Here is an 11909-nt window from a genome sequence, read left to right as displayed (position 1 = left end):
TCGAGTGCAGAGAGATGAGGCGAGACACGGTGGTGCAACCGTGACACAGCAGACGGACCGTCGGGGTCGTTCGTCGGCGTTCGGCGACCCCGTGGCGGACGTCCCGAACTACGCGAGGCCGTCTCAGGCCTCGACCATCCACGTCGTCGAGGAGGAGTATCCCCACTTCTCGACGTCGATGTCGTGGTCGCCGCTGGCGATGGCCGTCATGTTCGTCCCGACTTCCTTCGCCGAGAGTCCCAGTTCGTCGCCGATGAGACGGGACTTGAAGTACGTCTGTTCGTCGGCGTTCGACTGGAGGTACTCCAGAATGCGACGCTGTTTGTCCGAGAGTGGGCTGTCGGCCGCCTGTGCAGTCGCGCTCATTGCTATACCCGGTGGTTCGGTAGGTGTACCCTTAGTGGGTTTGGTACAGTCGATTAACGCACCGCTGTCTTGCGGTTTTCGCGCTGAGGTAGGCCCCGGGATGACGGCTAGCGTCCCGATACCGGACGGGTTGGTACGTCGGGGAAACACGCGGCAGCGCCGTCGAACGCTCCGGTCTGACCGTCCGGCAGTTCTTTAATAGTGGGCGGCAAGTATGCCGAACGGAGGTCTATTACATTGGAAATCTCCGACGAACTCCTGTGTCTGTTCAGTGCTGAGGTCAGCGACGACGGCGACCGCTACGTCGTGGAAGTGCCACGCCGAGAAGTCGAGACGGGGGCCGTCGACGCTGGGGGGACGTACCGAGTCGCACTCATCTCCGCGGACGCCGAGAGCGACGAGACTGCCGAGAGTACCGGGACGGAGACGCCGCCGGACCAGCCACAACCGCCGGTCGAACCGGGTGAGACTCGCTACGTCGAGATAGAGGACATCGGCAAGCAGGGCGACGGCATCGCTCGGGTCGAACGCGGCTACGTCATCATCGTCCCGGGGGCAGACATCGGCGAACGGGTGAAGATAGAGGTGACGGAGGTCAAGTCGAACTTCGCGGTCGGCGAGATTCTCGACGAGGACGTGTAGGCCTCGCCTCACGTCGTGGCCGCCACTCACAGCGACTGCGTCGACGCCTACGTCTCGTCGAGTGGCGTCCCGTCGGGTCGTTTCTGTCCCTCCGAGTCGTGGACGACGACGCCCGACACGTCGACGGGTCGGTAGTTCTCGCGGACCCCTACCGCCTCTTCGAGCTCCCTGACGGCACGCTCTTTCAGTGCGGCCGCCAATTCCTCCGCCTCGTCCCGTGCGATGTCCCGGCCGAGTCCCTCACACTCGTGAGCGCGGACCATCCCCTCCGCGTCGACGGCCTCGCCCATCGGTTGACTGGTGCCGCCGAGCGCCACGCTGAACGGGTAGGTCCGGCAGATGAGCGGCCGGTCGTCGTGGACCGTACACGCGCCGACGCCGTCGTCGTCCTCGGCGTAGAACGTACAGTCGCCGCAGTGGTCGGTCTGGAGGGCCCACTCGAACGTCTCGCCCTGTGGGCCGTCCGGCGTCGCCTCGACGCCGTAGGGCATCGGGCGGGCCACGTCACGGAAGTCGTAGTCGCCGGCCGACTGCAACCGACGAATCTCGTCGGGGAACACCGTCGCGGTGTGTGGTTCGGGGTCCGTCTCGTCGGCGTCGTCGCCACAGGCCGTCTCGCCGGCCTTACAGCAGGCCCCACAGCGCGTACACTCGAACCCGATGGTCTCGATGGCGTCGGCCAGCGCTCCCACGTCCAACTCGCGGGCGCGTTCGAGTTCGGCTTCGAGCGACTCCATGGCTACTCGTTGGCGTCGACGGGCAAAAAGGGCGCGTCACGTCGGGCGGTCGAGCGACCGCTGGCTATCGCGGTGAGATGCGGATGCTGACGGTGCCGACGCCCGGCAGTTCGAACCGGCCGATTCGGTCGCCGGCCCGTCGAACGACTGCCGCGAGGCCGAGTTGCGTGGCTTTCGTGAGCGTGCCGACGGCGAGGAGCACCGCCGTGGTCGACACCGGGTAGCTCGCCACGAGGACGAGCGTCACTAGCACGAGTGGGAACGCCAGTGTGGAGCCGAGTGTTCGGTTATCTGTCGTCGATGTACCGTATGCGAGCGACGTGGGTGAGAGTCGTGTCATGGGTGTCTGGGAGGGGGACCGGCCGCAGGGCCGGCGTGGATACACGACGTTACATCCCGGCGCTGAAAAAGTATATGATTTCGGACAAGTAACGGCGCGTGCTACCAGTGGACACGCGGACGAACCCGAGTTAGCGCTCCGAACGTGGGGTGTAACTGTTACCGTGGTACTCGTTACACACCTCTCAGAATGCTTATTCACATGCGAGCCGGAGGTGCCGACCGGGGGCCGCCGACGAGCGTCGCGTCATCGCGGTGGCGTCGCGACACGTCCGTCCCACCGTACCGCGCCCTCGACGGCCAGTTTCTCGAGGTGTGCGACGACGGTGGCCCGCGCGAGGTCACGGACGCCGGTGAGGTCCTTCTCGTAGGCACGGTCGAGCACCTCGTCGACGGTCGTCGCATCAGATTCGACGGCCTCCCGGACCCGTCGCTCGCGGTCCAGACGGTGGCGGAGGAGTCGTGAACAGGCCTCGCGCGGGTCCGTGATGGTGGGGCCGTGACCGGGGTGCAGGCGTGGCGGTGCTTGGGCGTGGAGGCGTCGGAGTGAGGTCAGATACGCCCGCACGTCACCTTCTGGTGCCCCGACGACGACGCTCCCCTCGGCGACGGCGACGTCCCCGCTGACGACGCCCGACTGCGTGGCGAAGCCGACGTGTTCCGGTGCGTGCCCGGGCAAATCGAGGACTGCCACGCCGTCACCCGCCGGTATCGTCGTGCCCTCGGCGAGGGTGTTGTCGGCAGTGACGCCGGTGGCGGACTCGAACGCGTCCGCACGCCCGCGACGCGCCCAGACGGTCGCGTCCGTCTGGCGGGCGTAGTGTGCGACGCCACCGACGTGGTCCGGGTGGTGATGCGTGACGGCGACGTGTCCGACGTCGGCGTCGCTGACGGCGTCGTCTAGCGCGTCGGTCCGGCCGGCGGGGTCGACGAGCAGTGCGTCGGGCCCGTCGCCGAGGTACGCGGCCGTCTGACCGGTCGGAGCGCGGGTCGCCACCGGGACGTCGAACCGTGTCCACGTCATCCAGTAGTGCGTCGCCCCGGGCGAGGAAAACTCCCGTGGGTCGGCGTTACGCGGTGAGGAAGTAGACTTGCTTGCGTGCGTCGGTGAAACTGTACCGGGACTCGACGAGTTCGGACTCCTCGAGTCGGTTCAGCGCGTACCGGACCGTCCGGTCGGGCAGGAGCGACGACTCCGCGAGCTGGCCCTGCGAGAGCGGTGCGTCGTCCTCGAGTACTTTCGCGACGAGTTTCGCACTGGGCGGGAGTTCGCGCAGGCGTTCGCGGAACTCGTCTTCGGTGAACGGGGAAGCAGTTACGTCCTCGGTGGTCGTGGTGCTCATACTGAACGCTGGTCCAACTACACTGGTAAAACTTGGCTATATGTGTGACCAAACAATACGAATTGTGAAATGTGTATAATGTATCCTTATACAGGTTCGCGGTCACTGGGTCTGGTCGGTCGCCGGACTGGCGACCACCCGTGTCGTTCGACGCCGGTCGCCCCCGTTCCACCGGTGATGACGGCCGTACCGAACTACGATTCCAGTATCGTTTTATCCCCCCGGCGGCGACGATTGTAGCGTGAAAGGGCAGGAGTGGTACCAGGCCGACACCGTGGCCGAAGAGTACGAGGCCAAGCGGTTCTCCCGAGGCGGCCGTCTCATCGACCGCCGGGAGAAGCAGGCGGTGCTCGACGCCATCGGCCCGGTCGACGACAAGAAGGTTCTCGAAGTCGCCTGTGGCACTGGTCGGTTCACCGTGATGCTCGCCGAACGCGGGGCGGACATCACCGGTCTCGACATCTCCGGCCCGATGCTCCAGCAGGGCCGTCAGAAAGCGCAGGCCGCCGACGTCGCCGACCACGTCGAGTTCATGCGCGGCGACGCCGCCCGCCTCCCGTTCCCGGACGACTACTTCGATACGGTGCTGGCGATGCGCTTCTTCCATCTGGCCGACACGCCCGCCGCGTTCCTCGCGGAGATGCGCCGGGTCGCCAAAGAACAGGTGTTCTTCGACACGTTCAACCGGTTCTCGACGCGGTCGCTGTACAACTGGGCGCTCCCGATGGGGTCGCGGCTCTACTCCCGGTGGGAGATAGACCGCTTGCTCGACGGCGCGGGACTGGAACTGACCGAGGAGTCCCACGACTGGGTGCTCCCCTACGGCTTCTACCGGAAGATTCCGAACGAACTGGCCGCCTCCTTCCGCTCTATCGACACCGCCATCGGCGGGACGCCCCTCGGGGACAAACTGGCCTCGGTGTCCTACTGGAACACGCACGTCTGACCTCGCTCGGCTTGCACTATCAGGGCCGGTGACGCGTCTTCCCGGTCGATTGCGACACAGTTGCCGACTTATAACCGCTCTGTCACCTGTTTTACGCCCGATGGGCCACCGTGGCCCGCGACTTTTAAGCGCCTCCGGAGAGGAACCGAGGAGTATGGAGCTATCGGTGGTGGTCCCGACGCTGAACGGCCGCGAGGAGCTGGCCGGGTGTCTGGACGCGCTCGCCGAGGAGGTGCCCGACGCCGAGACTATCGTCGTCAACGGCCCCTCGGCCGACGGGACGACGGGCATGGTCCGTGACCGGGACGACGTCGACGTGTTGGTCGAGATAGCGGACCGCTCGGTCAACGTCGCGCGCAACGCGGGGCTGGACCGGGCGACGGGCGACGCCGTCGCGATGGTGAGTCAGGGCCTCTCCGTCGAGTCGGGGTGGGGCGAGGCGGTTCGGTCGGGCGTCGAATCGGGCGTGGCGGTCACCGGGCCGACCCACGAGCAACTCGTCGCGGGGATGACCACCGAGTCGAAGGAGACGCGGACGATAGCCGGCAGAGAAGTGACGTACTTCAACCCCGGGAACGTCGCGTTCCGGCGGACGGCTATCGACGCGCTGGACGGGTTCGACGAGTATCTGGAGATAGGCGGGTCCCGCGACGTGGCCCACCGCCTGGCCGCACGCGGCTACACGGTCGACTGGGACGCCGGGATGTGCGTCAGCCGCGAGTTCGAGGCCGACGGTGGCATCCGCGAGACGGACTGGAACTGGAAGTACCGCTCGCTGGCCTACCGCCTGCTGAAGAACTACGGGGTCAGACCGACCGTCGCCCGCCGGGTTCTCAGTCACGCCGCCCGGGACGGCACCGAGGCGCTGAAAGACGTCGCCCGCGGCGAGACACCCCCGTCGAAGTGGCTCGGCACCGGCCGCGACGTACTCGGGGGACTCGGATTGGGGTGCAAAGACGGGCTGATAGCCCGGTACCGTGACCGGAGCGACGTCAGAAACCCCAACGGGCGCTCCGTCCGTGCCGACCGGGCGGTCGCGGTCTACGACCGCCGGTGACGCTCAGGGCGAGAGTTCGTCGACGACGCGGCCCGGGTTGTTCGAGAACACCTTCTTCATCGCGTCCTCCGGCACGTCGAGCGTGAGAATCTCCATCACCGCGACGTTCGGGTGTGCGCTCGGCGCACCGCTACCGAACAGGACACGGTCGGGGTGTTCCATGATGGCGCGCTCCAGTGGCGTCCGATAGCGCACGACGCTCGTATCCAGATAGAGGTCGTCGTACCGTCCCAGCAGGTCGATGGTCTCGTCCATCAGGTCCCGTCGGAGCGGGTGGGCACCGAAGTGCGAGAGGACGACCGGAAACTCGTAGTCTAGCAGTTCGCGTGCCACGGCGCTCGGCGGGAAGGACTCGCCCCCGTGGACGAGGACCGGGAGGGAGACGTCGGCGAGTTCGGCCAGCACCTCCTCGTCGGGGAGGCCGTCCTCCGGTGGGTGGAGTTTGAACCCGGCGAACCGGTCGTCGTAGGCGTACTTCTCGACGTCTCCCGGCGACGTGTGCTGCTCACCACGACTGCTGGTGAGGTTCCGAAGTGTCGACCCGGGACCGCTGCCGGCGTCGCGGGCGCCGTTCAGTCTGGCGAACGCGACGAGCGGCCGTTCGACGGTCATGCGGGCGACGGCGTTGTTCGCCTTCAGGTACCCGCCGTCGCGGGCGTCCGGGTGGACGACGCTGCGGACCACCCCCGCCTGATGCATCTCCCGTTCGAGCTGTTCGGGGTCGCCCAGTCCGGGCCGGGGCCGGCGCTGTTCGTCCGGTTCGACCCGCGCGTGGACGTCGACGACCCGGAACCCGTGTTCCAACTCCAGCATCTACCCCACTGTGTGCGGAACCCCGTATTAAATCATCGGGCCGGCCGCGGCCGGCAGGACCCGGTCGGAGCGCTGTATCGGTGTCACGTCTGCCGGTCGGGTACGCCGTCGTCGGGGCGCACCTCCAAAAACTTTATATAGAACCGCTTACGATGATTTAGGTGAGGTTACACAGCTATGTCATCTGGCCAGCGACGCATGGGCGGCCAGCCCCTCTTCATTCTCGACGAGGACGCCCAGCGCACACACGGAAAGGACGCACAGTCGTCGAACATCTCCGCCGGAAAGGCCGTCAGCGAATCGGTACGTACCACGCTCGGTCCCCGCGGCATGGACAAGATGCTCGTCTCCGACAGCGGCGACGTCGTCATCACGAACGACGGCGCCACCATCCTCTCGGAGATGGACATCGAGCACCCCGCCGCGCAGATGATCGTCGAGGTCGCCGAGACACAGGAGGACGAGGTCGGCGACGGCACCACCACGGCGTCCGTACTGGCCGGCGAACTGCTCGCGAAGGCCGAGGACCTGCTCGACGACGACGTCCACCCGACGACCATCGTCGAGGGGTACCACGAGGCCTCCCAGTTGGCGCAGGAAGCCATCGACGAGGAAGTGCTCGACGTCGACCTCGACGACGACACGCTCGTCGAAGTCGCCGAGTCCTCGATGACCGGGAAGGGCACCGGTGACGTCGACGCCCACCGCCTCGCCGAAGTCGTCGTCGAGGCCGTCCGCCACGCCAAGACCGACAACGGCGTCGTCCGCGACAACATCGAGATTCACACCCAGACCGGCGCGGCCACGTCCGCGACGGAACTCGTCGAGGGCGTCATCATCGACGACACGCCCGTCCACGACAACATGCCCCGCTCGGTCGAGGACGCCAGCGTGGCCGTCATCGACGCCGAACTCGACGTCCGCGAGAGCAACGTCGACGCGGAGTACAACGTCACCAACGTCGACCAGCTCAACGCCGCGCTCGACGCCGAGGAGGAGGAACTCCGCGGCTACGCGCAGGCCGTCGTCGACTCCGGTGCCGACGTCGTCTTCGTCACGGACGACATCGCGGACCGCGTCGCCTCCCAGCTCGCGAAGGCCGGCGTCCTCGCCGTCGAGAGCGTCAGCTCCTCGACCGCGAAAGACGTCGTCGAGACGACCGGTGCGAAGCGACTCGGCTCCGTGGACGCGCTCACCGAGGACGCACTGGGCCACGCCGACAGCATCAGCGTCCAGAAGCACGGTGACGAGGAAGTCACGTTCATCCAGGGCGGCGCGGCCGCCGAGTCCGTGACGGTCTTCGCCCGCGGCTCGACCGACCACGTCGTCGACGAGATCGAGCGCGCGCTCACCGACGCGCTCGACGTGGTCGTCGCCGCGCTCGACGCCGGCGGCGTCGTCCCCGGTGCCGGCGCGACCGAAATCGCCATCGCGGACCACATCCGTTCGACGGCGGCATCCATCGAGGGCCGCAAACAGCTGGCCGTCGAGGCGTTCGCCGACGCCGTCGACGTCCTGCCCCGCACGCTGGCCGAGAACACGGGCCTCGACGCCATCGACGCACTCGTCGACCTTCGTTCGGAACACGAGAGCGAGGGCATCGCGGGCGTCATCAGCGAGGGCCAGACGGGCGTCGTCGGCGACCCCGTCGAGTACGGCATCTTAGACCCCGCCGCGGTCAAGCGCGAGGCCATCGACTCCGCGACCGAGGCGTCGACGATGATCGTCCGCATCGACGACGTCATCTCGTCGAGCTAAGACGGCCTTCGCCGACCACCTGCCGCGAGCAGTAGCGCCGCAGGCTACCGGCCGTCGCGCGCGGTCGTCCGTGACGACTGCCCGGCCGATTTTCCGGATTCACGTCCGGTGTGACTCGTGCCCGTGACTTGCAGATGCAGGCGTGGAGTATTCCCGAACCGGGCGAGAACGGCCACGACGGAATGAGTGACTCCGACCTCGGCCTGACCGAGGGCGTCTCGATGGCTCTCGGGGGCATGATCGGGGGCGGGATATACGCCGTCCTCGGCGTCGTCGCACAGATTACGATGACGGCGACGTGGGCGGCGTTCGTCCTCGCCGGCGTCGTCGCGATGTGTGCAGGCTACTCCTACAACAGACTCAACGCCAAGAGCGACACCCACGGTGGGTCGGTGTCGTTCGTCCAGCAGTACCTCGGTAACTCGACGGTGGCCGGGATGGTGGGCTGGACGTTGCTCTTCGGCTACGTCGGATCGATGGCGATGTACGCCTTCGCGTTCGCCGAGTTCGCCATCACCTTGGGCCTCCCGCAGTCGGTGGCGGGCTTGCCGATTCGGCCGCTGGTGTCGGTGCTGGCCGTCGCGGGGTTCGTCGGGCTGAACCTGCTGGGCGCCCGCACGACCGGCGTCGCCGAGAACGTCCTCGTGGCGCTGAAAGTCGCCATCCTCGTCGGCTTCGGCGTCCTCGGACTCGTGTACGCCTTCGGGTACAGCGGCCAGCCACTCCGACTCGGTTTCGGCCGACTCACGACCGTGAGCCCCATCGTCGCGGCCGCCATCTCGTTCGTGGCGTTTCAGGGGTGGCAACTGCTGTTCTACGACCAAGAGCGCATCGCGGACCCCGTCGATACCATCCGGAAGGCGGTGTACATCTCCATCCCGGCGGCCGTCGTCGTCTACGTCCTCGTGGGCGTCGTGACCGTGAACCTCGCGCCGCAGGCGCTGACGAGTCACCCGCACGTCGCGCTGAAAGACGCCGCCTCGACGATGCTGTCGCCGTGGGGACTCGGCGCGGCCGGCGCGGTCCTCCTCTCGGTGTCGGCGCTGTTCTCCACCGGGAGCGCAATCAACGCGACGCTGTTCTCGGCGGCGCACTTCGCGAAGGGGATGCTCACCGACGACCTCCTGCCCGACGACCTCGGCGACGCCGACGCGGACGGCGCGCCCGAGCGCACGATGCTGTTCATCGGCGGCGTTACGGCCGCGTTCTCCGCCGTCGGGAGCCTCGGTGCCATCACCTCGTTCGCCTCGCTCTCGTTCATCCTCGTGTTCGGCGGGATGAGCTACATCGCCTTCCGCCAGCGCGAGGACACGGTGAGTACCGTCCTGCCGGCGGTCGGGACCCTCGGCGCGACGGCGTTCTTCCCGTTGATGCTGTACAACCTGTACAACCGGGAGCCCAACACGTTCTACACCGTGCTGGTGGTCGCCGTCGTCGTCTTCGCCGTCGAACTGCTGTACTTCGAGCGCTCGTATCTGGAGCGAGAAGTCGAACAGCTAGACGTGACCGACACCGGCCTCACCGAGACGCTCGGACTCGGAGACTGAACTTTTACTCCGCTCGCGCGTCTCGGTCGGCCCGATGGACGCACGGACTCGTCTGGAATCGAATCTGGCGGCCGAATCGGAGGCGTACGGCTACACACTCTCGATATGGGGCGGTGGGGCCCTGCTCGTCCACACGTTCGGCATCCCCGGCGTCACGTGGGCGATGGCGTACGTGGCCGGTGCGCTAGGCGGGTTCGGGACGCTCGCGGTCCTCGCGTTCCGGGGCGTCTCGGAGACGGCGGCACCACCCGAGTCGCAGTCCCCGCTGGTCGCCTCGACCATCCACGTCGTCGCGACCGGCGGGACGTTGGCGGCGGTGTACCTCCTCGTCACCGTCGCTGGGAACCGACGGCCGGTGGTCGTCTATCTCGTCGCCGGGTTTCTCGCCACCGCGGCGTACAACCTACTCCTGTTGCTCGAGGAACTGGCCGTCGAGGAAGTCGTGGAATGAGTCCCGGGCGTCGGTCGACGCCCGGCGTCGCTGGACCGCGAGTGAAAATGGGACAGACACGAGTCGGAACTCGTGGTGCGGCGACGCCGTCGGTCCGACCGGACCGACGAACCGTGCCCACGGTAGCCGTCGCCGCGGAGGCCGAAGTGTGGGGGAGTCGACGACTTCAGCGAACACCTCCCGTCGCTCGGTCTGGGACCACGTGCTGGCAGGTGGCGACCATCTCGTCGCTCGGGCGGCGGCCGTTCGTCTGCCACCGTGCCGGCAGGTTCACCATGTGTTCGTTTAGGTGGGCCTAAAACACTAAAACGTATCGGTCGTCCGGCGGACCGACACGGCCTCTCACTCCTCGACGACGATGGTCCCCTCCATCCCCGCGGCCGCGTGTGGGATGCAGACGTAGCCGCGTTCGCGGGCCTAAAGCGTGGCGGGCCGGACCGGTTCGCCTCACCAGCGGAGGGCGACGCTGTCGCCGACCGCCACGCCGAAGGCGTCGTCGCCCCGGCCACGGTTGACCGCGAGTTCGACGTTGCCGTGACTCCCGACGGTGACGAGACGGTCGCCGGCGTCGACGGCGGCGTAGGCTCGTCTTACCGGGACGGAGTCGTCGCCGACGGTGACTGTACCGCCGAAGCGGTCCGCGAGGACGTCTCCCGGAACGTTCGTGATAGCGTTCCCGAAGTCGTCGACGACCAGTACCTCACCCGTCGCACGGTCGTCCTCGACGGTCGGGTCCGGGAACCGCAGGTCCACGTACTCGTCGGTCGGCGTGGTCTCGCCGAGCGTTTCGAGCGCGTCGACGCCGGTCTCGTGCACGGCCGCCGCCGCGGGCGCGAACACGTCTCGGCCGTGGAACGTCGTGCTCGCCGGGTCGTCGTAGGCCCACGTGAACACCTCGAACTCGTCGGCCAGTTCGCGGGCCACCGGGAGGAGGACGCCGTTGTCCGGTCCCACGAGTGCGTGCCCGCCCGCGCGGACGACGATAGCGTCACGGTCCGTCCCGACGCCGGGGTCGACGACCACGCAGTGGACCGCCGGCGGGAAGTAGGGGAGCGTCTGGGTCAGCCAGAACGCCGCCGTCCGCACGTCCTGCCGGGGGAAGTCGTGGGCAACGTCCTCGATGCGAGCGTCGCTGTGCTGGCAGATGACGCCCTTCATCGCCGCGGGATAGGGCGACCCGAAGTCGGAACTGAGCGTTATCATCCCTCGTCGCCGATGGCCGGTTCGTCGACGGCCTCGTCCTCGGCGGTGTAGCGTTCGAGCGAGTCCGAATCGGAGACGTGCTGGAGCCGTTTGACGCCGTTTATCTCTTCGATGGTGTCGACGACGGGGTCGGGGACGCGGTCCCGCCACGACTCGTCGGCGACCATCCGCTCGCGTATCTCCGAGCCCTCCAGTCGGTCCCGGTCGAACATGGGCGACTGGCGCACCTCGATGCCGCTCTCCTCGAACAGGCGGACCACCAGCGGGTTGTTCGAGTACGCGACGTCGAAGTCCGGGCACATGCTCTCGACGTGGCTCACCCAGACGGCGTTGCGGTTGATGTCCTCTAACGGGACGACGTAGGTGGTCAGGTCGAAGTCTTTCACGGCCTTCGTTATCATCATGATGCGCTCGCCCGCGGTGAACGGGTCGTGGGTCGTGTGTGAGTCGTCCGCACTGCCGATACCCAGCACCAGTTCGTCCACCTCGTCGGCTATACGGCCGACCATCGCGTGGTGGCCGTCGTGATAGGGCTGGAACCGGCCGATGTAGAACCCTCGCATACTCGAGTGTGTGGTGGGTGGTTTGATAAACCCGACGACGGCACATCCGTCGGGTGTTCGGAACCGCTTAACCCCGCGCCCTCTGTCGGTTACGGGGGTGTGGCAAGGTCGGACGCGGGGAGAAAGTATATCAGTCGACAGTCC

Annotated in this window: 14 protein-coding genes and 1 pseudogene; 6 read left to right on the top strand and 9 right to left on the bottom strand. The window is 67.2% G+C overall.

The genetic code is table 11. The features are described from left to right. Positions 1-123: 123 nt before the first annotated feature. A complete protein-coding gene (locus EGH21_RS02585) occupies positions 124-366 on the bottom strand; it encodes a DUF7123 family protein (protein WP_220616908.1) in 243 nt (80 codons plus the stop codon). A gap of 237 nt (positions 367-603) precedes the next feature. On the opposite strand from EGH21_RS02585, the gene EGH21_RS02580 reads away from it, so the two are divergent. Beyond that, the gene (locus EGH21_RS02580; RefSeq protein ID WP_220616907.1) at positions 604-1008 is read left to right on the top strand and encodes a TRAM domain-containing protein; all 405 of its coding nucleotides are present in this window, start codon (positions 604-606) and stop codon (positions 1006-1008) included. Between the two features lie 47 nt (positions 1009-1055). On the opposite strand, the gene EGH21_RS02575 is transcribed toward EGH21_RS02580, so the two are convergent. The 4 genes from EGH21_RS02575 to EGH21_RS02560 all read right to left on the bottom strand — a co-directional run bounded on the left by EGH21_RS02575 (position 1056) and on the right by EGH21_RS02560 (position 3427). Beyond that, positions 1056-1745 (bottom strand): YkgJ family cysteine cluster protein, encoded by a 690-nt coding sequence (locus tag EGH21_RS02575; RefSeq protein ID WP_220616906.1) that lies wholly within the window; start codon positions 1743-1745, stop codon positions 1056-1058. A gap of 64 nt (positions 1746-1809) precedes the next feature. Beyond that, complete coding sequence (locus EGH21_RS02570; RefSeq protein ID WP_220616905.1) at positions 1810-2085, bottom strand: hypothetical protein; 276 nt, start codon at positions 2083-2085, stop codon at positions 1810-1812. Between the two features lie 246 nt (positions 2086-2331). Further along, positions 2332-3108, bottom strand: a complete 777-nt coding sequence (locus EGH21_RS02565; protein ID WP_220616904.1) for an MBL fold metallo-hydrolase — start codon at positions 3106-3108, stop codon at positions 2332-2334. A 46-nt stretch (positions 3109-3154) separates the two neighbouring features. Beyond that, positions 3155-3427 carry a MarR family transcriptional regulator gene (locus tag EGH21_RS02560; RefSeq protein WP_220616903.1) on the bottom strand — a complete coding sequence of 91 codons (273 nt, stop codon included), beginning with the start codon at positions 3425-3427 and terminating at the stop codon, positions 3155-3157. A gap of 241 nt (positions 3428-3668) precedes the next feature. Here EGH21_RS02560 and EGH21_RS02555 point away from each other — a divergent pair, with 241 nt between their 5' ends. Further along, on the top strand, positions 3669-4373 hold the full coding sequence (locus EGH21_RS02555) for a class I SAM-dependent methyltransferase (RefSeq protein ID WP_220616902.1): 705 nt from the start codon (positions 3669-3671) through the stop codon (positions 4371-4373). A 154-nt stretch (positions 4374-4527) separates the two neighbouring features. Beyond that, the gene (locus EGH21_RS02550) at positions 4528-5430 is read left to right on the top strand and encodes a glycosyltransferase family 2 protein (protein ID WP_220616901.1); all 903 of its coding nucleotides are present in this window, start codon (positions 4528-4530) and stop codon (positions 5428-5430) included. 3 nt (positions 5431-5433) lie between these two features. Here the strand turns inward: EGH21_RS02550 and EGH21_RS02545 are convergent, their stop codons facing one another. Beyond that, on the bottom strand, positions 5434-6243 hold the full coding sequence (locus EGH21_RS02545) for an amidohydrolase family protein (RefSeq protein WP_220616900.1): 810 nt from the start codon (positions 6241-6243) through the stop codon (positions 5434-5436). A 198-nt stretch (positions 6244-6441) separates the two neighbouring features. Between EGH21_RS02545 and thsA the strand changes: the two genes are divergently transcribed. The 3 genes from thsA (at position 6442) to EGH21_RS02530 (ending at position 9999) form a co-directional block, all read left to right on the top strand. Next, complete coding sequence (gene thsA, locus EGH21_RS02540) at positions 6442-8001, top strand: thermosome subunit alpha (protein ID WP_220617293.1); 1560 nt, start codon at positions 6442-6444, stop codon at positions 7999-8001. 182 nt (positions 8002-8183) lie between these two features. Further along, on the top strand, positions 8184-9548 hold the full coding sequence (locus tag EGH21_RS02535; RefSeq protein ID WP_220617292.1) for an APC family permease: 1365 nt from the start codon (positions 8184-8186) through the stop codon (positions 9546-9548). 34 nt (positions 9549-9582) lie between these two features. Beyond that, positions 9583-9999 carry a hypothetical protein gene (locus EGH21_RS02530; RefSeq protein WP_220616899.1) on the top strand — a complete coding sequence of 139 codons (417 nt, stop codon included), beginning with the start codon at positions 9583-9585 and terminating at the stop codon, positions 9997-9999. 342 nt (positions 10000-10341) lie between these two features. Here EGH21_RS02530 and EGH21_RS24680 read toward each other — a convergent pair. The 3 genes and pseudogenes from EGH21_RS24680 to EGH21_RS02515 form a co-directional block, all read right to left on the bottom strand. Continuing rightward, positions 10342-10404, bottom strand: a pseudogene (locus EGH21_RS24680) (plastocyanin/azurin family copper-binding protein); the annotation flags it as partial. A gap of 42 nt (positions 10405-10446) precedes the next feature. Next, entirely contained in the window at positions 10447-11202 is a 756-nt protein-coding gene (locus EGH21_RS02520; protein ID WP_220616898.1) for an SAM hydrolase/SAM-dependent halogenase family protein, read from the bottom strand. Continuing rightward, entirely contained in the window at positions 11199-11765 is a 567-nt protein-coding gene (locus EGH21_RS02515) for a nicotinamide-nucleotide adenylyltransferase (protein WP_220616897.1), read from the bottom strand. The genes EGH21_RS02520 and EGH21_RS02515 overlap by 4 nt, the downstream gene beginning before the upstream one ends. Between the last annotated feature and the right edge of the window lie 144 nt (positions 11766-11909).

It is taken from the genome of Haloarcula rubra, from assembly GCF_019599465.1.
Lineage (GTDB): Archaea > Halobacteriota > Halobacteria > Halobacteriales > Haloarculaceae > Haloarcula > Haloarcula rubra.
This window is presented reverse-complemented; position numbering and strand designations above follow the sequence as displayed.

What these genes read in the sequence shown, in the direction of transcription:
- EGH21_RS02585 (WP_220616908.1), bottom strand. Translation starts at nt 366, where the DNA reads ATGAGCGCGACTGCACAGGCGGCCGACAGCCCACTCTCGGACAAACAG.
- EGH21_RS02575 (WP_220616906.1), bottom strand. Translation starts at nt 1,745, where the DNA reads ATGGAGTCGCTCGAAGCCGAACTCGAACGCGCCCGCGAGTTGGACGTG.
- EGH21_RS02570 (WP_220616905.1), bottom strand. Translation starts at nt 2,085, where the DNA reads ATGACACGACTCTCACCCACGTCGCTCGCATACGGTACATCGACGACA.
- EGH21_RS02565 (WP_220616904.1), bottom strand. Translation starts at nt 3,108, where the DNA reads ATGACGTGGACACGGTTCGACGTCCCGGTGGCGACCCGCGCTCCGACC.
- EGH21_RS02560 (WP_220616903.1), bottom strand. Translation starts at nt 3,427, where the DNA reads ATGAGCACCACGACCACCGAGGACGTAACTGCTTCCCCGTTCACCGAA.
- EGH21_RS02550 (WP_220616901.1), top strand. Translation starts at nt 4,528, where the DNA reads ATGGAGCTATCGGTGGTGGTCCCGACGCTGAACGGCCGCGAGGAGCTG.
- EGH21_RS02545 (WP_220616900.1), bottom strand. Translation starts at nt 6,243, where the DNA reads ATGCTGGAGTTGGAACACGGGTTCCGGGTCGTCGACGTCCACGCGCGG.
- thsA (WP_220617293.1), top strand. Translation starts at nt 6,442, where the DNA reads ATGGGCGGCCAGCCCCTCTTCATTCTCGACGAGGACGCCCAGCGCACA.
- EGH21_RS02535 (WP_220617292.1), top strand. Translation starts at nt 8,184, where the DNA reads ATGAGTGACTCCGACCTCGGCCTGACCGAGGGCGTCTCGATGGCTCTC.
- EGH21_RS02530 (WP_220616899.1), top strand. Translation starts at nt 9,583, where the DNA reads ATGGACGCACGGACTCGTCTGGAATCGAATCTGGCGGCCGAATCGGAG.
- EGH21_RS02520 (WP_220616898.1), bottom strand. Translation starts at nt 11,202, where the DNA reads ATGATAACGCTCAGTTCCGACTTCGGGTCGCCCTATCCCGCGGCGATG.
- EGH21_RS02515 (WP_220616897.1), bottom strand. Translation starts at nt 11,765, where the DNA reads ATGCGAGGGTTCTACATCGGCCGGTTCCAGCCCTATCACGACGGCCAC.